The organism is Paenibacillus sp. J31R120 (assembly GCF_056269225.1).
This window is the reverse complement of the sequence record NZ_JBWDNN010000011.1, coordinates 23,012-48,108: the sequence shown is the minus strand read 5'-3', so window position 1 is coordinate 48,108 and position 25,097 is coordinate 23,012. Positions and strand designations below refer to the sequence as shown.

General features: G+C 52.4%; 26 protein-coding genes. 4 read left to right on the top strand and 22 right to left on the bottom strand.

Features of this window, described 5'->3' with window-relative positions; translation table 11 throughout:
• Nucleotides 1–4: 4 nt before the first annotated feature.
• From AC0YNW_RS26395 to erpA, 5 genes are all read right to left on the bottom strand, one after another.
• The gene (locus AC0YNW_RS26395; protein WP_475834434.1) at nucleotides 5–553 is read right to left on the bottom strand and encodes a DoxX family protein; all 549 of its coding nucleotides are present in this window, start codon (nucleotides 551–553) and stop codon (nucleotides 5–7) included.
• Nucleotides 554–645: 92 nt separating this feature from the next.
• Complete coding sequence (locus tag AC0YNW_RS26390; protein WP_475834433.1) at nucleotides 646–1,755, bottom strand: PAS domain-containing sensor histidine kinase; 1,110 nt, start codon at nucleotides 1,753–1,755, stop codon at nucleotides 646–648.
• Nucleotides 1,748–2,404: a response regulator transcription factor gene (locus AC0YNW_RS26385; RefSeq protein ID WP_475834432.1), complete on the bottom strand. Its 657-nt coding sequence runs from the start codon at nucleotides 2,402–2,404 to the stop codon at nucleotides 1,748–1,750. The genes AC0YNW_RS26390 and AC0YNW_RS26385 overlap by 8 nt, the downstream gene beginning before the upstream one ends.
• Before the next feature lie 68 nt (nucleotides 2,405–2,472).
• Nucleotides 2,473–2,922, bottom strand: coding sequence for a GAF domain-containing protein (locus AC0YNW_RS26380; protein ID WP_387468982.1), 450 nt, complete (start codon nucleotides 2,920–2,922; stop codon nucleotides 2,473–2,475).
• Nucleotides 2,923–3,153: 231 nt separating this feature from the next.
• The gene (erpA, locus tag AC0YNW_RS26375) at nucleotides 3,154–3,516 is read right to left on the bottom strand and encodes an iron-sulfur cluster insertion protein ErpA (RefSeq protein ID WP_475834431.1); all 363 of its coding nucleotides are present in this window, start codon (nucleotides 3,514–3,516) and stop codon (nucleotides 3,154–3,156) included.
• A 274-nt stretch (nucleotides 3,517–3,790) separates the two neighbouring features.
• Here erpA and mqnE point away from each other — a divergent pair, with 274 nt between their 5' ends.
• A complete protein-coding gene (gene mqnE / locus AC0YNW_RS26370; RefSeq protein WP_387468986.1) occupies nucleotides 3,791–4,894 on the top strand; it encodes an aminofutalosine synthase MqnE in 1,104 nt (367 codons plus the stop codon).
• A gap of 60 nt (nucleotides 4,895–4,954) precedes the next feature.
• Nucleotides 4,955–6,022, top strand: a complete 1,068-nt coding sequence (locus AC0YNW_RS26365; protein ID WP_387468988.1) for an NAD(P)/FAD-dependent oxidoreductase — start codon at nucleotides 4,955–4,957, stop codon at nucleotides 6,020–6,022.
• A 9-nt stretch (nucleotides 6,023–6,031) separates the two neighbouring features.
• Here the strand turns inward: AC0YNW_RS26365 and AC0YNW_RS26360 are convergent, their stop codons facing one another.
• Nucleotides 6,032–6,301: a YuzB family protein gene (locus tag AC0YNW_RS26360; protein ID WP_119800677.1), complete on the bottom strand. Its 270-nt coding sequence runs from the start codon at nucleotides 6,299–6,301 to the stop codon at nucleotides 6,032–6,034.
• A gap of 96 nt (nucleotides 6,302–6,397) precedes the next feature.
• Here AC0YNW_RS26360 and AC0YNW_RS26355 point away from each other — a divergent pair, with 96 nt between their 5' ends.
• Nucleotides 6,398–6,643: a NifU family protein gene (locus AC0YNW_RS26355; protein ID WP_387468990.1), complete on the top strand. Its 246-nt coding sequence runs from the start codon at nucleotides 6,398–6,400 to the stop codon at nucleotides 6,641–6,643.
• A gap of 57 nt (nucleotides 6,644–6,700) precedes the next feature.
• On the opposite strand, the gene AC0YNW_RS26350 is transcribed toward AC0YNW_RS26355, so the two are convergent.
• The 16 genes from AC0YNW_RS26350 to AC0YNW_RS26275 all read right to left on the bottom strand — a co-directional run bounded on the left by AC0YNW_RS26350 (nucleotide 6,701) and on the right by AC0YNW_RS26275 (nucleotide 23,547).
• Nucleotides 6,701–7,477 carry an SDR family oxidoreductase gene (locus AC0YNW_RS26350; RefSeq protein WP_387470500.1) on the bottom strand — a complete coding sequence of 259 codons (777 nt, stop codon included), beginning with the start codon at nucleotides 7,475–7,477 and terminating at the stop codon, nucleotides 6,701–6,703.
• Nucleotides 7,478–7,504: 27 nt separating this feature from the next.
• Nucleotides 7,505–8,218 carry a Cthe_2314 family HEPN domain-containing protein gene (locus tag AC0YNW_RS26345; RefSeq protein ID WP_387468992.1) on the bottom strand — a complete coding sequence of 238 codons (714 nt, stop codon included), beginning with the start codon at nucleotides 8,216–8,218 and terminating at the stop codon, nucleotides 7,505–7,507.
• A 25-nt stretch (nucleotides 8,219–8,243) separates the two neighbouring features.
• On the bottom strand, nucleotides 8,244–10,007 hold the full coding sequence (locus tag AC0YNW_RS26340; RefSeq protein ID WP_387468994.1) for a UbiD family decarboxylase: 1,764 nt from the start codon (nucleotides 10,005–10,007) through the stop codon (nucleotides 8,244–8,246).
• Nucleotides 10,004–10,942, bottom strand: coding sequence for a COX15/CtaA family protein (locus tag AC0YNW_RS26335; RefSeq protein WP_387468996.1), 939 nt, complete (start codon nucleotides 10,940–10,942; stop codon nucleotides 10,004–10,006). The genes AC0YNW_RS26340 and AC0YNW_RS26335 overlap by 4 nt, the downstream gene beginning before the upstream one ends.
• Before the next feature lie 175 nt (nucleotides 10,943–11,117).
• Entirely contained in the window at nucleotides 11,118–11,465 is a 348-nt protein-coding gene (locus tag AC0YNW_RS26330) for a thioredoxin family protein (protein WP_387468998.1), read from the bottom strand.
• Between the two features lie 24 nt (nucleotides 11,466–11,489).
• Nucleotides 11,490–13,103 carry a copper amine oxidase N-terminal domain-containing protein gene (locus AC0YNW_RS26325; protein ID WP_475834430.1) on the bottom strand — a complete coding sequence of 538 codons (1,614 nt, stop codon included), beginning with the start codon at nucleotides 13,101–13,103 and terminating at the stop codon, nucleotides 11,490–11,492.
• 130 nt (nucleotides 13,104–13,233) lie between these two features.
• Nucleotides 13,234–14,913 carry a putative polysaccharide biosynthesis protein gene (locus tag AC0YNW_RS26320; RefSeq protein WP_475834429.1) on the bottom strand — a complete coding sequence of 560 codons (1,680 nt, stop codon included), beginning with the start codon at nucleotides 14,911–14,913 and terminating at the stop codon, nucleotides 13,234–13,236.
• A gap of 18 nt (nucleotides 14,914–14,931) precedes the next feature.
• Nucleotides 14,932–15,657 (bottom strand): ThuA domain-containing protein, encoded by a 726-nt coding sequence (locus AC0YNW_RS26315; RefSeq protein ID WP_387469003.1) that lies wholly within the window; start codon nucleotides 15,655–15,657, stop codon nucleotides 14,932–14,934.
• A 46-nt stretch (nucleotides 15,658–15,703) separates the two neighbouring features.
• On the bottom strand, nucleotides 15,704–16,189 hold the full coding sequence (locus AC0YNW_RS26310; RefSeq protein ID WP_387470502.1) for a DUF456 domain-containing protein: 486 nt from the start codon (nucleotides 16,187–16,189) through the stop codon (nucleotides 15,704–15,706).
• 81 nt (nucleotides 16,190–16,270) lie between these two features.
• Nucleotides 16,271–17,017 (bottom strand): Cof-type HAD-IIB family hydrolase, encoded by a 747-nt coding sequence (locus tag AC0YNW_RS26305; RefSeq protein WP_475834428.1) that lies wholly within the window; start codon nucleotides 17,015–17,017, stop codon nucleotides 16,271–16,273.
• A gap of 133 nt (nucleotides 17,018–17,150) precedes the next feature.
• Nucleotides 17,151–18,035 carry a metal ABC transporter permease gene (locus AC0YNW_RS26300; RefSeq protein WP_387469007.1) on the bottom strand — a complete coding sequence of 295 codons (885 nt, stop codon included), beginning with the start codon at nucleotides 18,033–18,035 and terminating at the stop codon, nucleotides 17,151–17,153.
• Nucleotides 18,032–18,970 carry a metal ABC transporter permease gene (locus AC0YNW_RS26295; RefSeq protein WP_475834427.1) on the bottom strand — a complete coding sequence of 313 codons (939 nt, stop codon included), beginning with the start codon at nucleotides 18,968–18,970 and terminating at the stop codon, nucleotides 18,032–18,034. Before AC0YNW_RS26295 ends, AC0YNW_RS26300 begins: the two co-directional genes overlap by 4 nt.
• A complete protein-coding gene (locus tag AC0YNW_RS26290) occupies nucleotides 18,967–19,752 on the bottom strand; it encodes a metal ABC transporter ATP-binding protein (protein ID WP_387469011.1) in 786 nt (261 codons plus the stop codon). Before AC0YNW_RS26290 ends, AC0YNW_RS26295 begins: the two co-directional genes overlap by 4 nt.
• Nucleotides 19,753–19,790: 38 nt before the next feature.
• Entirely contained in the window at nucleotides 19,791–20,753 is a 963-nt protein-coding gene (locus AC0YNW_RS26285) for a metal ABC transporter solute-binding protein, Zn/Mn family (RefSeq protein WP_475834426.1), read from the bottom strand.
• A gap of 229 nt (nucleotides 20,754–20,982) precedes the next feature.
• Nucleotides 20,983–23,055 (bottom strand): peptidoglycan D,D-transpeptidase FtsI family protein, encoded by a 2,073-nt coding sequence (locus tag AC0YNW_RS26280; protein WP_475834425.1) that lies wholly within the window; start codon nucleotides 23,053–23,055, stop codon nucleotides 20,983–20,985.
• Nucleotides 23,056–23,097: 42 nt separating this feature from the next.
• Nucleotides 23,098–23,547, bottom strand: a complete 450-nt coding sequence (locus AC0YNW_RS26275) for a hypothetical protein (RefSeq protein ID WP_475834424.1) — start codon at nucleotides 23,545–23,547, stop codon at nucleotides 23,098–23,100.
• Between the two features lie 161 nt (nucleotides 23,548–23,708).
• Here AC0YNW_RS26275 and AC0YNW_RS26270 point away from each other — a divergent pair, with 161 nt between their 5' ends.
• A complete protein-coding gene (locus AC0YNW_RS26270) occupies nucleotides 23,709–24,887 on the top strand; it encodes an MFS transporter (RefSeq protein WP_475834423.1) in 1,179 nt (392 codons plus the stop codon).
• Nucleotides 24,888–25,097 lie beyond the last annotated feature (210 nt).

Here is a 25,097-nt window from a genome sequence, read left to right as displayed (position 1 = left end):
TCCTTTACACATTCGGCGTCTTACCGGCAACCCCACGATCCGGCTTGCCGAGTTTTCCAAATAGTTTGTTGCCGATATTTGCTTTCAGCCAAGGCAGTACCCAGCGGTCTCCGCCGAAGCGTCCTGCGTTTGCTCCTGCTATAAGTACAGCTACTCCCAGAAGGGCCAGCCACGGGTTGGTGCTGATCGTTCCCGCGAACATGAACATGAAGTTCATCATTAAGCCGAAGAATGCGGCTGTTACGGTCAATGTGCCTAGAATAAGTCCAAGGCCTACAAGGAACTCTCCCAATGGGATAATGAGGTTAATCAGCTTAACGTTCGGTAGTGCGAAATGCTCAATAAAGGCGTTGTATGTCGGGTAGAGCGCTTCTCCTGTCGCTTTGTCCATAACAGGATTCGTTACTGCGTTTCCTAGATATCCGCTGGCATTGAATGCGACTTCACCCGTTATTTTATGCCAGCCCGACGTCAGCCATTGATACCCCAATACGATTCGAATAACGGTTACCAATCCTGCTGCCCAGCGATTCTTTCTCCATAGTTCCATCATCTCTGATCACTCCTTCTCTTGATGTCTTTAGTATAATAGGACCATCAGGAGAATTATGTGATTTTTATCACAACTGCGAAATATTTGTCGAATTATGGCTTAGGGACGATCAGACGCACGGTTGTGCCTTTGCCCGGCTCCGATTGAATGGACAAGCTCCCATTCACACTGCCGGCTCTCTCTTCCATGCTGAACAGCCCGACGCCGCTTTCGCTGGCGTTTCTGACGAAGCCCGCTCCTTCATCGCGAATACATACCACAATGTCGTCATCACGCTCTTCGACCAGCACCTCCGCGCTTTCTACCCCGGCATACTTGGCTACGTTCGTGAGCGCTTCCTGAATGATGCGATAGATAACCGTCTCCTTTAGCGTTCCCAATCTGCTCGTCAGCCGAATATCAAGCTGTACCTTAATACCGAAGTGCTGCATATAGTTTTCGGTGAACGTTCGGATGGCCGGCTTCACGCCCAGATCGTCCAATACGGAAGGGCGCAGCTCCCACGCCAGCCCGCGAACGTCTTCCATTAATGCGGATACGTCGCCTCGGAGCTTCTCCAGATCGTCCTGCCCCTCCTGTCCGCCAATGATGCGGTCCAGTGAGATGAGCAAGGAGAACAGGCTTTGGCCAACACCGTCATGCAGCTCTCTTGATATCCGCTTGCGCTCTTCTTCCTGAATAAGCAGAATCTTCTCCATCAGATGCTTCAGTTCACGCTGCGCTTCCTTTAGTGCGGTAACCTCCGAGCGAATAGCAAGAAATTGATATGGCTTGCCTTCATCGCCAAGGAACGGCACAATCGTCGTATTCACCCAATAATAGCTGCCGTCCTTCGCTTTGTTTTTGATCTCACCGCGCCAGACACTGCCGGATGAGATCGTCTTCCATAGATTGCGGAAGTAATCCTTGTCATGGTAGCCGGAGTTAATAATTCGGTGGTCTTGACCAATCAGCTCTTCCCGCTCGTACTTGGATATTTCACAAAACTTATCGTTCACATAACGGATGACGCCCTTGGCGTCCGTAATCGCCACAATCGACGATTCATCCAGGGCGAACTGGATATCTGCCAGCTGAGTCAGCGAGAGTCTGGCTCGTGCCAGCAGCTCCTCGCTGCCGAGCTGCTCCGACAAGGAGGTCAGAAGACTGCTTACATCCGAGTCGATACGGGTTTGCCTCAGATTCCTGGGATCGCTATTCAAAGTTCAACAATCCTTTCTTGGCGGCGAACTTGATGAGCTCCGGCCTTGTTTTCAAACCCAGCTTCTCCATGAGGTGGCTGCGATGCGTCTCTACCGTCTTGACGCTAATGAAAAGATTCTCCCCGATTTCCTTGTTCGTGTACCCCTTGGCGAGCCAGCCTAATATCTCCTTCTCCCGCTCAGACAGAGAGCCATATGGCTCCGACGAATCTGTCCCATCCTTCATGCGGCTCATATATTCACCCATCAGCCGCTTGGTCGCTGTCGGATACAGATAGGCATCTCCTGCGGAGACGCACTGAATAGCCGACACCAATTCGTGATGCGGCGCATTTTTCAATATATAGCCTGAAGCCCCGATACTGATCGCCCGGAACAAATATTCATCATCATCGTGCATCGTCAGTATGAGAACCGCTGTCTCCGGCTGCTTCTGCTTCAGCTCCGTCGTTGCCGTCATTCCGTCTTTGCCATGCGGCATACTTAGGTCCATCAGCACAACATGGGGACGCAGCTCCTCTGCTTTGGCGATCGCCTCGTCACCCTCCGACGCTTCTCCTACAACTTCTATCCCATGTTTGCCGTGAAGCAGCATGGACAAGCCGGATCGGACCATGGCATGATCGTCCACGATCAGCAGCTTAATCATTAAATCCCTCCAGTGACGTTTTCATTTCTTTCTACCATTATAGCTTCTAACCGCAACTTAGCCAGCTATTATTGCACATCCGATCGCCAGCAAGCGGTCAGAAGCCGGCCGACCTCATCTGCTTGCGACATGGCGGCGGCGGAATAGCTCTCGTCCCTTCTCCGGCCGATAAACGCAACAAGCGCATGATGCTTCGACGGATGCAGCGGCAATGCGGCTGCGGCACGCAGCCCTTCCGTAAGCACAATGGCTTCTCCCAGCTTAAAAAACTCCTTGTCGGTTAATCCGCTGTCGAGCTTGATCATTCGTCCCGATCGGAGAGCCGAGCCTGTCAATCCGTCGGACAGCTTCTGCCTGATGCGCTCCGTCCGTACGCTAGCGCCGCCTTCCACAAGCAGCCACTTGAGCTTGCGGGTCACGGCATCGGCTTCCCCGAGCGCGGCAACATCGCTATCTGTGCTGGACAGCAGCAGCCTCAGCAGCTCAGCAGCGGTCATATCCCTTTCTTCTTTTGTCATCTTTCCCTCTCCCCTTCCATGCGGGCAGCATGAATCCATTCCTTTGTATCTTTATTATAGAAGGAAGGGAATCGCTTGTATGTCGGGGAGAACCGCATATTTGAGTCAGGGTTTCCCCCGATAGGAAGGCTCAGAGGTTCTACAACTGCTTGGTTATATAACAAATAAGGCTCCCTGCACCACCGTGCAGAGAGCCTTATGCCGCTTGCCATTATTCGCGGGATAGTTCGATTAGCACTCGCCTGCCGCAGCTGGCTTGCCTGCGTCACTCGCCGTGCGGAATGAAGATCCGCAGCCGCAAGTTGCGCTTGCGTTCGGATTTTCGATCGTAAACCCGCCGCCCATAGCAGACTCCTTGTAATCAATAACAAGACCGCGAAGATACTTGATGCTTTCGTTGTCCACGATAACCTTAAGGCCTTGCGCCTCCAGCTCCTGGTCTCCTTCATTCACTTCATCGTCGAAGCCCATGCCATAAGAGAAGCCGCTGCAGCCGCCTTCCTTCACCCCGACGCGCAGGAACAAGTCAGGAGACGCCTCCTGCTCCAGCATTTCTTTTATTTTTTCAGATGCCAGCTCACTGATCGTGATCATCCTACATCCCTCCATTCATGTAACGAACCATTCCTCATCACTTACCACTTACTTATCCATAGTATACCCCACATTGCGCCGTTGCTCAAGGGGATTGGCCCGTGCAGGCTCTCATCCACTTTGCCGCGTCACCGCCGTATTTGGGTAACAAGACAAGACTTTCTATTGCCCCTACTACGTGTGAGGTTTATAATGGTTACAGCTTATTAAACGTTTTTTCAAGTTATTTTTTTCACAAACTTAGCTGCTTACTATCTATAAAAGGAGGCCTTCCATGAACGTCATCATCCCCACACAAGAAAGCCAGATGGGCCATATTATCGAAAAAGTGCGTCACGGACAGCGTCTAACGCTTGAAGACGGCGTCTTCCTATACCAGTCCGAGGATTTGCTGACGATTGGCCAGCTCGCCAATGAAGTCGCGCTGCGCAAAAACGGGAAAAAAGTTTATTTTATCGAGAACATGAGCCTGTATTTCACGAATGTCTGCGAAGCGCATTGCGCATTCTGCAACTTCCGCAGAGATGAGGGCGCTCCTGGCGCCTATACGCTCTCCGGCGAGCAAATGATTGAATACGTCGAGCAGCATATCCATCCGGGCGTGCGCGAATTCCATATTGTTGGCGGACATAATCCGAATGTGCCGTTTCAATATTACGTTGACTCGCTTAAAGCATTAAAGGAGAAGTATCCAGAGGTTACGCTGAAAGCCTATACGGCTGCGGAGATTGATTTCTTCTCCCGCATCAGCGGTCTCAGCTACAAGGAAGTGCTGGAGGAACTAATGAAAGCCGGCCTTCAATCGCTGACAGGCGGCGGCGCAGAGATTCTGTCCGACCATTACCGCAAAAAAATGCGCGTGGATAAAGCGGATGTGTCGCAATATCTGGACGTTCACCGCACGGCGCATCAGCTCGGACTTCGCACGCATACGACGATGCTTTACGGCTCGATCGAATCAAAGGAAGACCGGATCAAGCATTTGATGCAAATCCGTGAGCTTCAGGATGAAACGAACGGCTTCCTGGTATTTATTCCGCTCTCGATGCAGCCCATCAATCCAAAAGCGGGAATCCGCAGACGGAATTCCGCATTCGAGGACTTGAAGACGATTGCGATCAGCCGCTTGATGCTGGACAACTTCCAGCATATCAAGGCGTACTTCATCAACATCGGCGTTCAATTGACGCAAGTCGCATTGACCATGGGCGCTTCGGATGCGCACGGCACCATCGTGAAAGAGAAAATCAGCCATGCGGCTGGCGCGCTTACACCGGAAGGCATTACGCGTGAGGATCTGATCTGGCTGATCAAAGGCGCCGGAAGAATACCTGTCGAGCGGGATACGTTCTATAACGAAATCAAAATTTATGAATGATTAAACAAGAGGTCGTAGGCATAACCTACAATCATCACGAATCGTGGAGCTGGGGAACTCATGAGAAAATTAGTCATCTTAGGCGGGGGTTACGGCGGCCTTGCCATTGCGAACGATCTGCTTGAGAAGCAACTGCCGTATGATGTATCCATTGTGTTAGTGGACCGTCAGCCCTTCCAAGGGCTGAAAACGGAATATTACGCGCTTGCTGCCGGTACGGCATCGGATCTGGAGATTCGGGTTAAATTCCCGTCTGATCCCAGACTGCAGCTGGCATTCGGCAACATTACGGATATCGACTTGGAGCAGCAGCTCGTTAGGGTGGAAGGTCACGATCCGATTGCTTACGATTGGCTGGTCCTTGGGCTTGGCTGTACGGACAAATATCATGGCATTGAAGGCGCAGAGCAATATTCAACAAGTATTCAATCCTTCTCCGCTACACGAAGAACCTATGCCTTGCTGAACGACATTAAGCCATATGGCCAAGTGTCGATCGTAGGGGGCGGCCTTAGCGGCGTGGAAGTGGCTTCTGAGCTGCGCGAGAGCAGACCTGATCTGAATATTCGGCTTCTGGACCGCGGACCGAAGGTATTGTCGGCGTTCCCGGGCAAGCTGCAGGACTTTGTAGCTGACTGGTTCATGGAGCATAATGTCGAGATGCGTGGCCATGTCTCACTCACTCGTCTGGAGCAAGGCATGCTATATGACTCCAACAGCGGCGAGGAAATTCGCACAGATGTAACAGTATGGACAGCTGGTATCCAGCCTGTGGAGCTCATCCAACGCTTAGCGCTGCCGAAGGATTCACAAGGACGGCTTATGATTAACGAATATCATCAGCTGCCGGATTATACGAATGTCTTCGTTGTAGGCGACTGCGCTTCCTTGCCTTATTCGCCAAGTGCGCAAGCAGCAGGCGGACAAGGCAAGCAAATTGCAGAAGTTCTGTACGCCATCTGGCATGATAAGACACCAAGACTAGGCAAGATCAAGCTTAAGGGCGTACTCGGCTCACTAGGCAAAAAAAGCGGCTTCGGCATCATGGGCGGTACCCCGATCCTCGGCCGCGTGCCGCGTCTGGTCAAGAGCGGCGTATTGTGGAAGTCCAAGCGCCATCTTGGCTAACGCTATTCATTATAGATCATCCAGCAGCTTGTCCAGCGCATCGCGGTCGGCTTGCTGCTGATCGATCGCTTTCATAATAGCGTCATATAATTCATCTACATCATCGACAGCCACAATCGTGCCGTCGACAAGCGCATAAGGCTTTAAGTAGCACTCGCCGCAATTACCCAGGCAGCCATATTCTATGACTTCATAGGAATCATCCTGCTCCAGCCGGTTCATGATTTCATCCGTTCCATGGTGCATATTGCTGGCGCAAAATTCGATCATCGGTTTCATCATCGTAGATCACCTTACTTTTCATGATTGCGGTTTGCGAACCATTTTCAATTGCTTCGCTTTGTACTATAATAGGGGAGAAAGGAGTTGATTGCAATGAGTGAACAAGTACAAGACACAATGTATGACGAAGTGCTGGACGTGCTTGATAAGCTTCGCCCGTTCCTGCAACGCGACGGCGGCGACGTGGAATTGGTCGATGTGGAAGGCGGCATTGTCAAGCTCCGCTTGATGGGTGCTTGCGGCAGCTGCCCAAGCTCCACGATTACGCTCAAGGCTGGTATCGAGCGCGCGCTGCTTGAAGAGGTAGATGGCGTCGTAGAAGTCGTACAAGTATTTTAATGCAAAGAGTCTTATCGCTGCGGCACCCTGCTGCAGGATAAGACTCTTTTTTTTGTGCTAAAACATGCCTTTAATATTGGCTCTAATGGGATCGAATCCGCCGGTTACATCGATAACATTGCCGGTCAGGAAGCTGGACTTGTGCTGGCATAAGAAGAGGATGACGCGTGCGACGTCCTCTCCGACGCCCGGACGGCCCAGCGGAGATTCTGAATCATGCTCATTCTCCACTTCCTCGATGGACTTCTCTTTATTAGCGCCCCGTATATCTCCAGGACCAATCAGATTGACCGTAATGCCGAAGGGCGCTTCTTCAACGGCAAGCGACTTCGTAAAGGAAACCAGCCCCGTCTTCGCGGCGGCATATACGGCCCGATGAGGCCATGCGCGGGCTTCATTGGCATGACCGAAGCCGAAATGAATAATACGTCCCCACTTGTTCTCGCGCATGCGCGGCAGCAAGCGATGATCCAGCAGCATGACGCTAAGAAGATTGCCGTTCATCAGTCTGATGATCGTCTCCTCATCATACTCGCTGTACAGCCTTCTCTTGCGTACGAACGGCCCGGCATTGTTCACCAGAATATCGACGCCGCCCGCCCAGCGCTCCGCTTCGTCAGCCAGCTTATGCGCGCCATCCGTCGTAGCGATATCCGCTTGCACCGTGATGGCTTTTACGCCAAGCTGCTCAATGCTGCTCTTCACCTCATGCGCTTCCTGCTCGCTCTCCAAATAATTGATAATCAGATTGCAGCCCTGCTCGGCCAATTGCAGCGCCGTTCGCTTCCCGAGCCCTTTGGCGCTGCCTGTTACGAGCGCTGTTCTTCCCCTCAGCTCCACCTATATCACCCTCTCCCGGGATTATACGGACTTGCTGCGCAGAAGCGCGCAAGCATATTGGAACGTAAGCCTTAATGATTCTATAGACATATGCAAGCAATTCGTCAAATCTTCCGACTGCTGCGCGATATTTTCCAGCCGCGCTTCCTCGCCGTACATGCGCTGGCTCTGGATCAGATCGTCATGCATTTCAGAGTTCATATAATGGATTTCCGTATTTCTGCGCTTGCGCAACCGGTTCATTGAATCCTTATATTGTTCCTTCACATCGTTCAGCTTCCAGGTCAAGCCGGGATGCGCTTTCCGCTCCCGCATATTCCGCAGTACCGTAAAATAGGAAAAATGAGGTTTGATCTTCTCCGTGCGCATCCCCAGCAATTCATTCAGCAGAGTGCCCATCTTATCCAATAAGGAAAAGACCCGTATAAAACTGTTTTTATCAAAATAAACATAGCGGTCATAATCCAGCTTTTCGTCTTTGGACATGTCGTCCACCGATCTTGAAGCGACCTTATCTTTGAAGCGGCTTGCCGCATAATGGCTCTGCTCCAGCTCAATGAGCGAGGAGCGCAAGCCTTTCGTCCATATTTCATATTTGCGCAGCTTCTGGTCCGTATCCTGTCCGCTCCGAATACGGCTTGCCACCATATCTACAAATTGATCCATCAGGACGAATGTTTCAGCTAACGCGCCGTCCGCTATTCTCTCCGGTTCGTCGAACATGAAATGTAGCATGACTAACGCCTCCTGCCGCAAGCAATTATAGTTTGTATTCGTTCCAGCGTGTATCAACCAGCTTCACAACATCTTCGCGCGGGAACAGCTCATCAGGATATCCTGGCTTCATACGCGCATCGATTACGATCGGCAGCTTGTAGCCGAAGTGATGTCTCCGTACGTCAGACAACGCGTAGATATCGTCAGCCGGATTGAAGCGAGTAAATACGGTCCATAGGAAAGCGGTTTGCCCCGTCACAATATTGGCGTCATCCGCCAATATAACAAGCGGCCAGTCCGTTCCCTTCTCGCTCAGTCGTTCAAGCAGCCGCTCGGCGAGTGCCGGCTCCGCTTCATAGGAAGCGCCTGACACGACCAGACAGCCCGGGCAGTACACCTGTGCGTTGTTGATCTCACCTATTGCGCCTTCTGTATAAGTCCTTGGCAGCTTACGGACAGGCTCGCCTACGCCAAGCATAACCGCCTTGCTGCCGTGATTCAGCTTGCCGCTTGTATAATCCAGCGTATCATGTGATGTCTCATCGAATACGAACAGGTCTGTCGCGGGATTGAAGCGTTCCAGCACCGTCTCAAGCAGGACATCGAAGCGCGACAAGTCAATCGGCTGGTCCGTCAGCATAAGGAATTTGGTCAGCGTCAGCTGGCCCTGGCCCAAGATGCTGAATGCCGTAGAGAGCGCCTCTCGGGAATACGATTCTCTGACGACTGCCGCCGCAAGCGCATGTACGCCGGCCTCTGCATATGCCCATAGCTCCTTCACGCCTGGCATCACCATCGGGAACGCCGGCGCAAGCAGCCGCTGCAAGTATTCGCCCAAATAGTAGTCTTCCTGTCTAGGCTTGCCGACAATTGTAGCCGGATAGATGGCATCCTTACGATGCCACACATGGTCGACCTCAAATACAGGGAAATCGTGGATCAGGGAATAATAGCCGAAGTGGTCTCCGAATGGCCCCTCTGGCCTGCGCAGATGCGGAGGTACCTTGCCGCTGATCGCAAATTCCGCTTGCGCCGGGATGCGGTGGCCGCCTTGCGGATCTTGAACGACGGGAAGCTTCTCCCCAAGAATAAGCGAAGCCATCAGCAGCTCCGGCAAGTGCTCCGGCAGCGGAGCGATCGCCGAAGCGATCAAAGCCGGCGGCCCGCCCAGGAATACGGTTACAGGAAGCGCCTCGCCCCGCTGCTCCGCTTCGTAATAGTGGAAGCCGCCGCCTTTATGTATTTGCCAATGCATGCCGGTCGTGGAGTCGTCGAAAATCTGCATCCGATACATGCCGAGATTATGTTTCTTGCGTGAAGCCATGCTCTCCGTATAGACCAGCGGCAGCGTCACGAACGGCCCGCCGTCCTCCTGCCAGCTTGTGATGGCTGGCAATCCTGCCAGCGGACGCTCCTTCTTGAGCGTACCCAGAATCGGCGCGGAAGAAGCCGGCACATCCTTCATGCCCACCTTCATCATATCCAGAATCAATTGCTTCTCGCCCCAGATGGCCTTCAGTGTCGGCGGCATGATTCTTTCTGTCGCGCCTACGATCTGCTTCATCAGCTCTTCTGGTCTTGGTCCGAAAGCAAGGTCAACCCTTCTGCTTGTCCCGAACAGATTCGTCACGACAGGGAAAGGGCTGCCCTTTACATTCGTAAAGAGCAGCGCCGGTCCTTCCTGTTCGATGACGCGACGATGAATTTCAGCTAGCTCCAGGTAAGGATCAACTGGAGCTTCGATGATTTTCAGATCGCCGTCCTTCTTCAGTACTTCCAGAAACTCGCGCAAATTCCCGAACGTCATAGCTTCCCACTTCCTTCCCGCTCCCTAAGCCGCCATGAACGAATGACAATGTCCATTAATATGCCGAATAGGCCTACGATAATCAAATTATGAATCAAGCTCGTAAAGATAAACCAGTTCTCGTCCCCGACTGTGGATGTCAGCCAAGCCCCGCTCATCACTTGAGCAACGATTAGCAGCAGCACCCAGCCAGCGGAGCTTGTCAGGCCTTCGCCGTCGGAACTAACCTTGCGCACATGATAATACAATCCGGCGATCATGAGCGCCAATATCAATGCGGCTACCCGGTGGATAAAGACGATGCCCGTAGCGCCCGTCATCTCCGGGATGACCTGGCCGTTACATAGCGGCCATCCTTCACAGCCGCCCGCCGTTTCGGTATGACGGATGAAAGCGCCAAGGTAGATCACGACATAACAATATACCGATGTAATCAAGGCGCGTGGAAGAATGGACCTCGGCACAACAAAGGTCTTTTGCGGCCCCTTGCGCACGCGATACGTCCAGATGACGAGCAGCATCGTAGCTGCAAAGGCAATAATGGATATGCCAAAATGAATAGCCATGATTGGCGGCGATTGCGGCCATAAGACGGCAGCTGCACCCATAAACGCCTGTATAACAGTGAACAAAAGCGCAAATCCCGCATAGTAATAAGGTTCTTTGTACACATCAGGATTACGTTTGTACATGCGATACGCGGCGATCGTAACGCCAAGAACAAGGATGCCCTCCAGGGCGCTGACAACACGATGGGAGTATTCCAGCATAGACTCGAATGTGTACGCAGGAATGAATTTGCCGTGACAGAGCGGCCAATCGTCGCCGCAGCCTCTGCCAGAACCGGTATTCGTGACCAAAGCCCCGGCTAAAAGTACAAGCAGCATTCCGATGCACGATGCGATAGCAAACGCGCGAAAACGGCCGGTTACCATAAAAAATCACCTATTTTCCGTAAGTTATGACCCTTCAATTATAGCGATAAGCTTGGGCAAAAGCCATGTTGAAAATGTGACGATTCGGCCTTTCATCCCATAAAAACAAAATCCGTATGAGGCGGCTTGCAATCGCGCCGCTCCCATACGGATTTAGTATGCCAATCCTTTAACTTTAGGCTTGTGCCAGATTATCGCTAACCGCAATCGCGCGATCCACGAACTCTTCGATTTCTTCGCGGGACTTGCGCAGCTTGCTGACGAAGCGGATCAATTCCTTGCCGTCCTTGAACGCAATAAAGCTCGGGATGCCCAGAATATTCAATTCCGAGCATAGATCAGGCAGATCGTCGCGGTCGATTTCGAAGAAACGCGCACGGCCCTCATACTGCTTCTCCACATCCGGCATAAAGGGATCAATAAAGTGGCAGTCTTTGCACCATACCGCTTTGAATACAGCAATAGTCAATTCTCCGCCCGAGACCGCTTCTCTGAACTCGGCTTCCGTCTTCAATTTGTTCATGGATGTACAACCTCCAGCCCTATTTTACAATTCGCGCTCGATGACGAGAACTTTGTCTCCATCCTCGTAGAACGTTTGCCACTCAATCGTTGCCCCTAATGCTTCAGCCAGCTTCCGTGCAGGCACATAAGTTGTGCCTTCGATTACGGTGGCCGGAAGCGGCCATACTTCCTTGACGCCGTTCACGATGACCTTGTCGCTGCCCGATTGGAACTGGATCTTCGTGTCCGTGCCGCGGTCTGCAACTGTAATGGTACGCGTCTTCGGATCGTAGGTGACCTCAGCGCCAAAATCTTCCGCAACGTCACGGACAGCTACCATTGTAATATAGCCCGGCATCACAATCGGCGGGTTATAGAACGATTCTGGAAATCCATAGTAAGCCTGATACGTAATGTGCATCTTGTTTTTCAACAGGTCATAAATAAACGAATCCTCTTCAAACAGCTTCACAACATCGTAGCCTTGCATATATTCCGCTTCTTCAAGCGTAATGGCATCTTCTGTAACCACAGGCGCTGCAGGCTTCACATCGCCATTCACATCCCACTGCTCGGTGTTAAGCTTCAGCGATAGTCCTGTGAAAGGCAATCCCATCTCTTGAACGGTGTCCGCAGACGTATAACTCAGGTCATATTGTGTCTTGCGAATATGAAGGCTGCTGTCCACGTAGACGTCTACATTCAGCTTAAGCGCTTCGTTAAAGAAGGCATCAAGGGACTCCTTGTCTTCCTTCTCCAAGGATTTCATTTCATCCCGCAGGTACACAAGCTCTTCCGTAAGCATCCCAGCCGCCTCTTCCGCCTGTTCCTCCAGCGTAGGCGCGTCCAGCGTGCCCGTGCCAAGCAGATCAGTCTCGCCAAGCGACTCCAGCAGCGCCTTGTTCGATTCGAACAATTCTAATATGCCCTTGACCATGGCTTGCAAGCCTTCACGGTCGGCAATGAGCGCATCTAGGTACGAGCCCGCCCAATCCCATAGTCCTTTGCTGTCCAGACTGAACTGAACATGCATCAGCCCTGTCTCAACGCCGTTGATCGGCTCCGATACAGGCGTAACCTTCAGGTCTTTCGGGTTAGGCAGGTTCGTTATGCCGTAATGAGAAACAATATCCATCATATCAAAGCCAAGCTTAGTCAGTGACTCCTCGGCGCCTTCAGGCAAGGCTGCTTCTTCAGCATCAATCCCGTTCAGCTCCAAATATGTCTCGCCTGTCAGATCGAAGGTGAACGGCTGTTTTGCACCTTCCAATTCGACCACTAGCGTCTTCTCATCCGCTTTCGCCGAGAAGCCTACCGATACCGGTTGCTCGCCAAGCGTCAGCTTGCCCTCAACGGACAGGCGGGTATGGCTTGCCTGCAATTGGTGAAGCTCCAGCTTTACATTCGAGAACAAGCGGATCAACGCAACATCTTCGTCTGTTGCTTCTTCATTTTCAATTGCATCCTTAATTGCTTTCTCATCCAGATTCAGCTTGAATTCAAGCGTGCTCTTGCTTTCGCTGGAAGTCGTCTTCAGCGAGTTCTTCAGCGTCTGGTTGAGATCCAGTCCCCCAACCGACTGACAGCCCGCCGCGATCAAAATCGTCATGGCGAGCAGCAGCATAGATAATCGTCTGGCATTCAGCCATTTCTTCATCCCTATCTCTCCCTCTTATGTACATATAAATGAACTGAATTCATTGTACTTGAGAGGTTTGAGGATTGTAAACGTCTGGAATGTATAATTTGGCGTTTATTTCTAATTCAAGCCTTTAAATTATGGCACATTAAGCTCCCGCACGTTGAAATACGCGGAGAAGCTTGTTGAACGGCCCTCTGAGCGGCCTTGGCAGCGCCGATACGTCCTCTGGCCTAATCACTCGCAGGATGAGCAGCAGCGCAACGTACAGCCCGCCCACTACTGCCGCGGCAGCTATAGCTGCAAGAAGATACGACAGCTTGTTAGGCCAAGCGCTCGTCAGCGTCAAGACGCCAAGCTCAGCACCCCAACCTGCCAAAGCGGATAGCGCCACTGCAGCAATGTACGGCAGCCAGCGCGCGCCAAGCACTTGCAGCTTCACGATGCCGTTAATGCTTCTCAGATTGAGCATGGTAACTACGATAAAACATACGGCAGAGCCGATAATAAGTCCATAGATGCCAAGAAACGGCCCTAGCGCAATGCTGACGGCAACCTTAAGGCCCAGTCCGATTAGCGTATGAGTCATGGACAGCCTTGGCTTGCCCATGCCATAGATGATCGAATTGGAGGTCATCATCGTAATTTGCAGGATAGCTGCAGCCGACAACGCCGCTACAGGTCCGCTGCCGCTTGGCCCCGCGAACAGGAGGCCCGTGACGGAATAAGAAGCTACCGCCAGCAGCAGGGCAACAGGCACGCCCGTGAAGCATACGATCCGCATCACCATGGATGCCTGGCGGCGCACCTCGTCCATATTTTTCAGAGAGAAGGCGGATGAGATAATCGGAATAATGGACGACCCAAGCGCGATAGCCAGAATGGGCGGTATGCCCGCCAGGGAGATCGCTTTAATGCCATAGTCGGCGGCAACCGCCTTCGCTTCAACCATCGTATAGAAATTATTAGTCAGCCGGTTGAACAGCATCACGTCGAATAGAAGAACCAAATTGATTGACATCGACGTGACTAAGGACGGAATCGACATGCTCAGAATCTCTTTGTAGATTCCCCGATTGGTCAACGTACCGGACGGTGTCTTAGCAGATGGGGAGCTAAATGAAGGTCTAAGCGCAGCAGAGGCCTCCGCATTCATCCGGCGGGCAGGCTTTCTGGTGGAAGCGTCCTGCTTCTTCAGCTTGCGGGCGAATCTTAGCATCACGGCGAAAGCCGCGATGCCACCGAATACGCTGCCGAATGTAATGGCCGCTGCCGCCCAGCGGTCGCCCCAGCCCAGCTCCAGCACAAGCCAGCCGAGCAGCAAGCCCAGAATAACGCGCGCGAATTGCTCCACGATCTGGGAGGTGCCGCCGACGGACATCATCTGCCGTCCCTGGAAGTAGCCCCTCATCATCGCAACGAGAGGGAAGAACAAGAGTGCCGGCGCGATCGCGCGAATAGCCATGACGCTTCCCGGCTCCTTGGATATGGCGCCATACAGCGGCGCCAGCACGAACAGGGCGACAGCCAGCACGAAGCCCGCTATAAGTCCGAACAAGAGACCTGCGCGATAGATGCGCTGGGCCTCATCAGGTCTTCCCAGCGCATACCGCTCTGACACCATCTTGCTGATGGCGCTCGGAAAGCCTGCCGTTGCGATCATAAGTACGATCATATAGACCTGATTCGCATTCGTGAAGGCAATATTGCCTTCGTTCCCGAGCATATAGTCCAGCGGAATACGCTGGAACAAGCCGAGAAACCGGGCGACGAGCGCTGCCGCCGCCAGTATGATCGTGCCCTTTAATAGGGATTCTTTCTTCAGCATAACGGTCGGCTCGTCCCCTTACGATTGGTTTGAGATCGGTTCTAGCGGCTGATGGTTGCCGCGTACAGGAGCAGCTGCCAGAGAAGGCGCCGCCCAGCGAATGCCGTTCTGAATCACTTGCAGAACTTGCGGGTTGTAATAAGTCGGATAGGTCTCGTGGCCTGGACGGAAGTAGAAGATCTTGCCTTGTCCTCTGCTGAACGTGCAGCCGCTTCGGAATACTTCTCCGCCTTCGAACCAGCTGACGAAGATCAGCTCATCCGGCGCCGGAATGTCAAAGTGCTCGCCATACATCTCTTCGTTCTCAAGCGTAATATATTCAGGCAAGCCTGCTGCAATCGGATGCGCGGGATTAACGACCCACAGGCGCTCCTTCTCCCCTGCTTCTCTCCACTTCAGGTCGCAGCCTGTGCCCATCAGTTTTTTGAAAATTTTAGAGAAATGCCCGGAATGAAGGACGATTAGCCCCATGCCGTTCAGCACGCGCTGCTGCACCCGCTCCACGATGGCATCATCTACTTGGTCATGAGCCATATGGCCCCACCAGATCAGCACGTCCGTCTCGTTAAGGCGCTCTTCTGTCAAGCCGTGCTCCGGCTCTTCCAGCGTTGCGGTAGCGACCTGGATATCGCCTGCGGCGATGCCTTTGGCCAGCGCCTGATGAATGCCGTCCGGGTAGACTTTCTTCACTTCATCATGCTGTTTCTCATGCAGAAATTCATTCCATACCGTTACTTTTACCATATCCAATAACCGCCTTTAATGTAGTCTAGTTTCTCATGCCATCCACTTAGTTGAAGATCAGCCACAATACAAACAGAATGATCATGGCGCTTTGCAGAATCACTTTAACGATGACACTTGTAAATAATCCCACCAGCGAGCCCCAGCCTACCTTAAGCGATTTCTCGAAGTTGGCGCCTGCGATCAACTCTCCGATGACGGCGCCCGCAAAGGGACCGATAATGAGACCAAAAGCCGGAATGACAAAAGGTCCCGCAATGAGTCCGATCGTGCTTCCGATCACCGAAGCCTTCGTTCCCCCAAACCGCTTGACCCCCCATGCGCTCACCGCATAATCCGCGATGAACAGCACGATAAAGATCAGCGACTGAATGATCCAGAAAAATACGCCAAACGGCTCAAACGAAAAAAACAGCCCGTACACAAAATAAGCCGCATATATGGCGATAGCCCCCGGCAGTATCGGATAAATCGTTCCCGCCATGCCGATGATGAACAGCAATACAATAAGCGTCCATCCCAAAATATCCAAAAACATGTTTCATCTCCCCTTAAGGTTATGAAGATTCGGCACAGGCATTATCCTTGTGTCTATTTAAGTATACGGATGTCGCTACAGAACGTAGCGCTTGATCAATTCTGCCACTCCATGCTCCTGATTGGACAGCGTCACGACGTCAGCCGCTTCCTTCACGGCATCCTGCGCGTTGCCCATCGCAACCCCGAGGCCCGCTTCGCGGATCGCTGCAATATCGTTAAGGCTGTCTCCAGCCGCTACAACCTGTGACATATCAATATCCATCCACTCGCACAAATCCTTAAGCGCGCTCGCCTTGGATACGCCCAGCGGATTCAGCTCGATATTTTGCAAGGAGGAATTCGTAATTTCCAGTCCGCCCCAGCTTTGCACTTCGGCCAGAATAAGCTCCCGCGCCCGATCGTCTTCAGTATAGTAGCCGAACTTGAGCCAGTGAAAGGAATCGTAGTTATGAGTTGCGTCGAACCAACGCTCCTTATTGTATATCTCACCTGTCGTATAGGCCCAGAACCACACTTCGGGATATTGCTGCGCCAGCTCATGCAGACGCTGTATGTAGACCGGGCTCAGCTCCGTCCGTTTGTACAGCACATGGGGCTTTGTCCAGATCTCGCCGCCGTTGACGGTAATCATCGGTGTCGTAAGCTTTAGCTGCTCCGCATATGGCAGCGCGCTGGCGAAACCTCTGCCTGTGGAGAAGCTGACCGTGATGCCAGCGTCAAGAGCACGCTGCACCCATTCGGCGTTCTCTCTACTGACTTCGCTCTGCTCGTTCAATAGCGTTCCGTCCATATCCAGTGCAATCAATTTGTACTTCGTCATGGTGCCCATCTCCTTATCCGTTCCTAACGTACCAGCCTATTTTAACATATTAAGACCCGAAACAACCAAACGAAAAAGAGACCGTCCTGCCCGGCAAGTCCGGTGGACGGTCTCTTCGCTTCTATAACTATCGTCAGACATTCACCGATGAAGCCATCGAGCGCTGTCTCAGCTTCCGAATAACTAAACCATGAGACGGTGAGAACAGGAAGGCCAGCACGAAGAGCAAGCCTGCGGCACATACCATGCAGCCCGCAATCGAAGCGTCCAGCAATACCGATACGCCGTAACCCAAAAATGTGCTGGCTACGCCGACTGCAACACTGATCAGAATCATGACGCTGAGCCGGTCCGTCAGCAGATAAGCGGTTGATGCCGGAATAATTAGCAGACCTACGACGAGAATTGCGCCCACGCTCTCGAAGGAGCTGACCGTTGCCATGGAGACCAGCCCCATAAGCAGGTAGTGGAAGAACGCAACCGGAATCCCAATCGCCGCAGCCAATGCCGGATCAAAGGAACATAGCTTGAACTGCTTGTAGAAGAAGTAGATCACTGCGATGATGACAGCAAGCGTAACACCGAGCAGCCATACCGCTTTCGGTCCCATGCTGACGCCGCCAATCTCCCACACATTCCAATGGACGAATGCAATCTCGCCATACAGAATCGCATCCTGATCCAGATGCACCTGCCGTGCGAACAAGCTGACCAAGATGACTCCGATGGCGAACAATGCAGTAAATACAACGCCAATCGAAGCATCCGATTGAATGCCGCTTCGCTGGAACATGCCGATTAAGAAGGTGGTCAGCACCCCGAATACAAGTGCGGCGAACATCATCAGCAGCGAATCTCTGGAGCCGCTAATGAGAAAGGCAATCACAATGCCCGGCATAACGGAGTGGCTGATGGCGTCTCCGATCATGGCCATCTTGCGAAGCACAAGGAAAACACCTACAATGCCACAGCATGCGGCAACAAGAGAACCGGTTAGTAATATCCAAAAGTCGCTCATATAGCGGTCTCTCCTTTCATGCGTTCAGCCCGCAGCTCTCCCTCCATCATATAGCGCTTCTTTACGCGAAGGCGGAGCAGCCGTCTTGCAATCAAGCCGCGCTGAGGACCGAACAAAATCGATAGCAGGAAAAACACGGTCGCGGCAAGCACCGTTACAGGACCTGTCGGCAGATTGGATACCGAGGAGCTGATCCATGTGCCCAGCGCACCGCTAAGTGCGCCGAATACGCCGGATAAAGCAACCATAACACCCAGACGATTCGTCCAATATCTCGCCGATACCGCGGGTGTAATGAGCAGGGCAGCAATCAGTACAACGCCAACCGCCTGTATGCCTACAACTACAGCTACTACAATCAGCAGCATAAGCAGCTGCTCCAGGAACGCCACCGGATAGCCGATTCCTTTGGCAAAACCGGGATCAAAGGAAATGAGCTTGAACTCCTTGAACAACAAGGTACAGATCGTCACTAACGCTACCGAGATGATCGACATCGTCACGACATCTGATCCTACCATTGCAGCCGCTTGCCCGAACAGAAATTTATCAAGACCTGCTTGATTGCCGTAAGCGCCGTGTTGAATAAAGGTAAGAAGTACAATGCCTAATCCGAAAAACGTCGACAGCACGATGCCAAGCGCCGCATCCTGCTTCAATCTGGAGTGGCGCGTAATGTAGCCGATTCCGAAGGTCGCGATCACGCCCGCGATTCCGGCTCCGATCAGAAACACGCCGATCGACTTGACGCCGGTCAGCATGAATGCGATACATATGCCCGGCAGCGCCGCATGCGCTAACGTATCTCCAACAAGGCTTTGCTTCCGAAGGTACGAGAAGCTTCCGATCACTCCGCTGCTGAGTCCCAGCAGCATGCAGCCGAAGAAAATCCACTGCATATTGGGATCGGCCATCATCTCCATAAAGTTTTTCATGACCGATCACCTCGGCTCTGATCGAGAAATGCCAATCTTCCCCCATAGGTTTGCTGAAGCTTCTCCTGCGTGAATGTCTCAGACGTCGGTCCGAACGCCTGCAGCTCTACATTAAGCAGCAGCACGGAGTCGAAGTATTGCTCGACGGTCGCAAGATCGTGATGGACGACGATGACCGTCTTCCCTTGCTTTTTGAGCTCCTGCAGCAGCGTGATGATCGCTTTCTCCGTAGCAGCGTCCACGCCGGCGAAGGGCTCATCCATGAAATACAGCTTGGCGTTCTGCGCTAGCGCCCTTGCCAGAAATACGCGCTGCTGCTGTCCTCCGGACAATTGGCTGATCTGCCGGTCGGCGAATTCCGCCATGCCGACCTTCTCCAGACATTCCAGCGCAAGCGCCTTGTCCTTCGCTCTCGGCCGGCCGAACCAGCCGAGCCTGCCGTACGTTCCCATTAGCACTACGTCGAGCGCGTTCGTCGGGAAATCCCAATCAACGGATTCCCGCTGCGGCACATAGCCGATCAGCTTGCGCTGTTCCTTATAAGACTTGCCATAGACGAGTACTTCTCCGCTAATGGACGGTATCAGCCCGAGGGCCGCCTTCATCATCGTAGATTTCCCTGCTCCGTTCGGACCGATGATGCCGATTAGTTCGCCTTCCTTTACTTGAAAGGAAACGTTCCGAAGCACAGGTTTTTTCTGATAAGCTACGCTAAGCCCGCTTACGGACAATGGCGCCGCAGCCTCGCTTGACGTGAACATCGATTTTGCTGTCTGACTCATATAGGCCACTCCCTTTCTCTTTCTCTAACTATCAAACGTTATTTCAACGATTCAACAATCGTATCTACATTATGTTTCACCATGCCCAGATAAGTGCCTTCCGGCGTTCCCTTATCGCCCATCGCGTCGGAGAACAATTCTCCTCCGATCCGAACCTCATGGCCTAGCTTCTTGGCTCCTTCAATGACAGATTCGATCGACTTCGAGGATACGCTCGATTCGATGAATACCGCTTTGATGCTGTTCTCCACCAAAAATTCCCTCAGCTCGCTTACATCCTTGGAGCCGTATTCCGACATCGTATTCATGCCTTGCAGGCCTGTGACTTGCAGCCCGTATGCTTTGCCGAAATAGCCGAAAGCATCATGCGCCGTTACCAGAATGCGGCTCTTCTCCGGAATAGAAGAAATCTGCTCGCGAGCGTACGCGTCGAGCTTCTCCATCTCCGCCAGATAAGCGCTGGCATTCGCCGCATATTGCTCCGCGTGTGCCGGGTCCTTCTCGGCAAGCGAGTCTCTGATGACTTCAACAGCGGACATCCACAGCTTCACATCGAACCAGATATGCGGATCATGCGTGGCTTCCCCCGTCGCAGCCGGATCGCCAAGCAACTGGGACTCTACCAGCCTGGAGGCAACCGCTACAACCGGCTTGCTCTTCTCCAGCTTTTCGAAAATTTCTCCCATCTTGCCTTCCAGATGAAGACCGTTGTAGAAAATAATATCTGCGTGATCAAGCTTCCGAACATCGCCTTGTGATGCCTTATATAGATGGGGATCGATGCCCGGCCCCATTAATCCCGTCACTTCCACATATTCACCGCCGACCTGCTTGGCCGCATCCGCAATCATCCCGGTCGTTGCCGTTATGCGCAGCTTGCCGCTGTCATTGGAACCCGTTTCGCTACCGCAAGCCGACAATACCAGAATGAATACAGTCAAAAACGCTAATGTGATCATTAATCTTTGAATAGCTGAATAACCGAATATACGCACTTTCATAAGTATGCCTCCCCATAAACCAATCACGATAAGAACAAAATTGGATTTGCCTCTATCCATTTCATTTAGCCTAACGCCTCTTTTTTAATAATACACAAAAATGTTTCTCTTATGCAACATTTATTTTTTGGATTTTCTGACTATTCCGCCTACAAAAAAAAGCCGCACGTGACGAATTCGTCACGAACAGCTTTTTCATCCTGCTATTGATTAATTGCCTATACTCTTCTTAGTCCTGTGCATTAACGTCTGCTGCGCCGCCATTCTGGTCTTGCAGCGACAGCTTGGCTTTCAGCGCTTTGTTCGGAACGCCCGTCAATCCGATCTCTGCATCGTAGGCATCGAAGATCTGTCTGGCGATCGGAGCTGCACCGTAGCCGCCGAAGCCGCCGTCCGGCACAACTACCGCTACGGCAAGCTTAGGCTTGTCCGCAGGGGCATACGCGATGAATACGGCGTTATTCGCCCGGCGCTTCGACACCTCTTGCTCGGACGTACCTGTCTTCCGGTTGAACTTATGCTCGAAGCCTTCAAAGCCCTGCACATCAACCTTGGACATGCCTGTCTCGATTTCCTTCCAGTACTTCTCCGGAATGTCGATCGTATTCAGAATCTCTGGCGTGTAGCCTTGGACTACATTGCCGTCAGCATCGCGAATTTCACTCACGAACTGCGGCTTCACCCTTGCGCCGCGGTTCGCAAGCGTCGCGACATACTGGGCAAGCTGCAGCGTCGTATAACGGCCCTGCTGTCCGAAGGAAGCCTGGACAAGCGCAGACTGCTCACTCGCTCGCTCGGCCTCCCCAAAGTACTCAATGACCCCGGCGGACTCTCCAGGCAGTCCGCTCTCCGTCGACACGCCAAGACCAAACTGCTTCATATACTCGTCCCAAATCTCAACGCTGGACTTGCCGTTCACCGGTCCGCGCATATAAAGCGCATTGCCAATCATTGCTGCCATGAACGGATTGGACGATTTTTCGATCGCTTTCGCCCCGTCGATGGAGCCGTACACCTTGCCCTGTGAGTTACCGATCCGCACTTGATGAGTGCCAGCCCGGCCATAATAGAACGCGCCGGTATCGTTGTAGCGGGTCTCCGTCGTGAACAGACCCTCATTCAATCCCAGGAGCACCGTGAGCGGCTTCATGGTTGAGCCGAGCGGCACGATGGAGGAAGGATGGCGATTCCGCTCTTCCGTCGTCTTGTAAGGCCCGTAGACGGTACGAATGGTACCGTTCGAGAGCACGTAACCGAAGTTCTCGTAATCCTCAGGGCTAATTCGGCCGCCTGCCCATATATTGGGATCATAGTCAGGCATACTGGCCATCGCCACCACTTTGCCTGTATCCACTTCCATAGCAACCGCAAAACCGGTCTGGGCGAATTCCGCGCGCTCGTACCTGTTGCTTGAGGTTCGGATCTTCTCCAGGTGGGTCATGATTGCTTCTTCGGTTCGAAGCTGAACGTCCTTGTTGATCGTCAAGTACAGATCGGAGCCCTTCTCCGGGTTCGTAATGCGCATCGGCCCGATAATATGCTCCTGATTGTTGATCGGATAAGTCTTCAAGCCGTTCTTCCCGCGAAGCACATCCTGGTACATGAACTCCAGTCCGTCCAGACCTACCTCTTCTTCCTCCAAATATTTGAGGGTAGGGTCGGTCTCATTCATCTTGTTCTTATAGAACTCATTGTCGAGGCGGACACCCTTATATTTCTTCAAATATCCGACGAGCTGCACCGCAATCGAGCTCTGGTCATAATTGCGGACGCTCTCCTCCATAATTTCAATGCCGGTGAAATCCGACAGATTCTCCATGAAATAAGCGACTTCTGCATTGGTCAGTCCCGACTTGATCCGTCTAGGCACATACAAATAATTGCGCTGGAAGTCCAGGTCCATCTGGCGAATGATATCGTCAACCGACATCTCCAGCTTCGGATCGCCGAACTTCTGGAAGACTTCCTCAAGCTTCTCCGCTGTTTCCTTCGCAGCGTCATCATACTTCTTCGATCTTGTGCTTGGTTGAATGCTATAGTACAAGGATTGTGTTGATGTCGAGAATGCGATCGGGTATCCATTGGCATCGTAGATATTGCCCCGTATCGGCGGAATCTGGTTTTTCCTTGTGCTTGTATCCACTCCGATCGCGCTAAGCGATGGGCCCTCTACAAATTGCAGCACCGCCAATCGGACGATGAGCAAGCTGAATAATGCAAATGTGATAAAGAAAAAAAAGTTCAAGCGGAATGTGAAATTCCGCCGGTTGTCAATATCCCGCTTCTGCGGATCGTCCTGCATGTTATCCACTCCCAACCCATGCAGGCGTAAGAAACCTGCAGGCTAACCGTTTAGCTTTGCTTGATCGATAAATGTCTGGATTACACCGTCAATCTGGAACGTAATATACGGCGCACCGTGGACAGATACCTTTACTTCCGACGCTCCGACCTCGCCTTTCAACTCTACATTATTGGTTTTGACCGTATAGGTCCCGTCTTCATTCAGGTTGTAGTCCGCATCTTTCCCGTCTCCAACCATTACATTGAGCGCTTCCTGCTTCACATTGTCCATGACCTTAGAGCCGATATCCTTGACATCGTCCAGTGTATATCCGCTGTACAGCACAAGGCCAATAACGAGTGCGGCAACGATGGCCCACTTTACGACTGTCTTCACAATTCGAATGACCAAAAACAGCACAACCAGCGCTATGACGAGCACCAGCCAGTTATCTTTGAAAAACGTTGTCCATGTCTCTGTGTCATACGATGTAAAATCCAAAAAACTCATTACGATCCCCTCCATTATATCTCGTACAAAACGCGATTACAAAATATTATAGCCTACGGGCGAAAGGGCGTAAACGCTCACTTCCAATACAGGCAGACATATCCTGTCCCATCGTGACGTACAAGTAGATAGAAGGGACCGAGCAAAGGAGATATATGCCAATGAAAACCGCTGTTTGGCTTTACTTGTTTTTGTTCGTCGCGTTTTTTGATTTGCACGCGCAATATCCGATTCTGACGCCGTTCGCCATCTCGATCGGAGCTGCTCCGTCATTCATTGGATTGATGATGGGCATGTATTCGATCACCCATCTTCCGGGCAATCTGATTGCCGGATTCGGGGTCGACCGTTACGGCAGCCGTTTGTTTATCGTGTTCAGTCTGCTCGCTGCAGGGGTGATCCTGCTCTTCCAGTCCAATGTGACGGACCCTTGGCAGCTGCTGCTGCTTCGTTCGATCAGCGGCTTTGTGCTCGCTTTCCTCTCGCCTGCCTGCCTTGCGCTGCTGGCGCGCCTTACGGATGATCGAACCGAGCAGGGCAAGCTCATGGCGGGCAACGGATTAGTTCATACGCTGGCTTCTGTCGTATCCCCTGCTGCTGGAGCATATCTGGTTGCCAAGATCGGCTTCGCCGTTGCTTTTACCGTCCTGGGATGGGTCCTTGTTATAACGGCCATATGCGCTCTCTTCTTCATCAAAGATATAAACCGCAAGCTTGACGAGACGAAGGTTGCAGCGGATGGGGAACCCCCGGCGCCTGCCGCTTTGAAGAAAAAGAAGCAAGCCGAGCCCATACCAGCCTTGCCCTGGCTTATCTTCCTGCTGCCTGTTGGTATCAGCTGCGCCCAAGGCATCCTCTCCTTCGAGCTGCCGCTTATGGCGAAAACCAAGGAAGCGATGATGACAACCGGGCTTCTCTTCTCCGTAATCAGCATAGGCGCCCTCATTACACTGAGCATGATGTTCCTTAACCGGTTCCCAGCCTTCTCCCGCACCCTGTTTGGTTCGGTATGCCTGGCCCTGATGTATTTCGGCATTGCCGCCGATGTGCCACTGCCGCTGCCAGTCATGCTGCTCGGCATCGGGATGGCGAAGGGCATCGTTTTGCCAGCATTGTCTACGCTGCTGATCGAGCTGAGCGGCGGCGCCCGCTACGGCCGCACCTTCTCCATCCTGTCGATCGCCTTCTCGGTAGGGGCTTTCCTGGGGCCGATGCTGGCGGGACAGCTGCGCGGCCATGTATCGCCTTATTACATTGCTTTTCTAGGACTCATGATCGGCCTAACCCTGCTGCCATTCTATAAAATAAGAACGATGACGCCAAACACCCATTTTTCCTGAATATAGGTAAATGCACAAGGCATTTGTCATCTCTGCTCATATGATACATTGTGTCAAGTGACTACCGCAGCGCGAGAGTGGCACGGTTGATGCCTTGACGTTGAACGAATGAGAGGGGTGACTCCATGGGAGGCGTAGATCACAGAGGCTTTGGTCATCACGGCCACAATAACGTAGGCACAATTCTCGTCTTGTTTATCCTGCTCGTAA

What these genes read in the sequence shown, in the direction of transcription:
- AC0YNW_RS26395 (WP_475834434.1), bottom strand. Translation starts at nt 553, where the DNA reads ATGATGGAACTATGGAGAAAGAATCGCTGGGCAGCAGGATTGGTAACC.
- AC0YNW_RS26385 (WP_475834432.1), bottom strand. Translation starts at nt 2,404, where the DNA reads ATGATTAAGCTGCTGATCGTGGACGATCATGCCATGGTCCGATCCGGC.
- AC0YNW_RS26380 (WP_387468982.1), bottom strand. Translation starts at nt 2,922, where the DNA reads ATGACAAAAGAAGAAAGGGATATGACCGCTGCTGAGCTGCTGAGGCTG.
- erpA (WP_475834431.1), bottom strand. Translation starts at nt 3,516, where the DNA reads ATGATCACGATCAGTGAGCTGGCATCTGAAAAAATAAAAGAAATGCTG.
- mqnE (WP_387468986.1), top strand. Translation starts at nt 3,791, where the DNA reads ATGAACGTCATCATCCCCACACAAGAAAGCCAGATGGGCCATATTATC.
- AC0YNW_RS26365 (WP_387468988.1), top strand. Translation starts at nt 4,955, where the DNA reads ATGAGAAAATTAGTCATCTTAGGCGGGGGTTACGGCGGCCTTGCCATT.
- AC0YNW_RS26360 (WP_119800677.1), bottom strand. Translation starts at nt 6,301, where the DNA reads ATGAAACCGATGATCGAATTTTGCGCCAGCAATATGCACCATGGAACG.
- AC0YNW_RS26355 (WP_387468990.1), top strand. Translation starts at nt 6,398, where the DNA reads ATGAGTGAACAAGTACAAGACACAATGTATGACGAAGTGCTGGACGTG.
- AC0YNW_RS26345 (WP_387468992.1), bottom strand. Translation starts at nt 8,218, where the DNA reads ATGCTACATTTCATGTTCGACGAACCGGAGAGAATAGCGGACGGCGCG.
- AC0YNW_RS26340 (WP_387468994.1), bottom strand. Translation starts at nt 10,007, where the DNA reads ATGACGTTCGGGAATTTGCGCGAGTTTCTGGAAGTACTGAAGAAGGAC.
- AC0YNW_RS26335 (WP_387468996.1), bottom strand. Translation starts at nt 10,942, where the DNA reads ATGGTAACCGGCCGTTTTCGCGCGTTTGCTATCGCATCGTGCATCGGA.
- AC0YNW_RS26330 (WP_387468998.1), bottom strand. Translation starts at nt 11,465, where the DNA reads ATGAACAAATTGAAGACGGAAGCCGAGTTCAGAGAAGCGGTCTCGGGC.
- AC0YNW_RS26325 (WP_475834430.1), bottom strand. Translation starts at nt 13,103, where the DNA reads ATGAAGAAATGGCTGAATGCCAGACGATTATCTATGCTGCTGCTCGCC.
- AC0YNW_RS26320 (WP_475834429.1), bottom strand. Translation starts at nt 14,913, where the DNA reads ATGCTGAAGAAAGAATCCCTATTAAAGGGCACGATCATACTGGCGGCG.
- AC0YNW_RS26315 (WP_387469003.1), bottom strand. Translation starts at nt 15,657, where the DNA reads ATGGTAAAAGTAACGGTATGGAATGAATTTCTGCATGAGAAACAGCAT.
- AC0YNW_RS26305 (WP_475834428.1), bottom strand. Translation starts at nt 17,017, where the DNA reads ATGACGAAGTACAAATTGATTGCACTGGATATGGACGGAACGCTATTG.
- AC0YNW_RS26300 (WP_387469007.1), bottom strand. Translation starts at nt 18,035, where the DNA reads ATGAGCGACTTTTGGATATTACTAACCGGTTCTCTTGTTGCCGCATGC.
- AC0YNW_RS26295 (WP_475834427.1), bottom strand. Translation starts at nt 18,970, where the DNA reads ATGAAAAACTTTATGGAGATGATGGCCGATCCCAATATGCAGTGGATT.
- AC0YNW_RS26290 (WP_387469011.1), bottom strand. Translation starts at nt 19,752, where the DNA reads ATGAGTCAGACAGCAAAATCGATGTTCACGTCAAGCGAGGCTGCGGCG.
- AC0YNW_RS26285 (WP_475834426.1), bottom strand. Translation starts at nt 20,753, where the DNA reads ATGAAAGTGCGTATATTCGGTTATTCAGCTATTCAAAGATTAATGATC.
- AC0YNW_RS26280 (WP_475834425.1), bottom strand. Translation starts at nt 23,055, where the DNA reads ATGCAGGACGATCCGCAGAAGCGGGATATTGACAACCGGCGGAATTTC.
- AC0YNW_RS26275 (WP_475834424.1), bottom strand. Translation starts at nt 23,547, where the DNA reads ATGAGTTTTTTGGATTTTACATCGTATGACACAGAGACATGGACAACG.
- AC0YNW_RS26270 (WP_475834423.1), top strand. Translation starts at nt 23,709, where the DNA reads ATGAAAACCGCTGTTTGGCTTTACTTGTTTTTGTTCGTCGCGTTTTTT.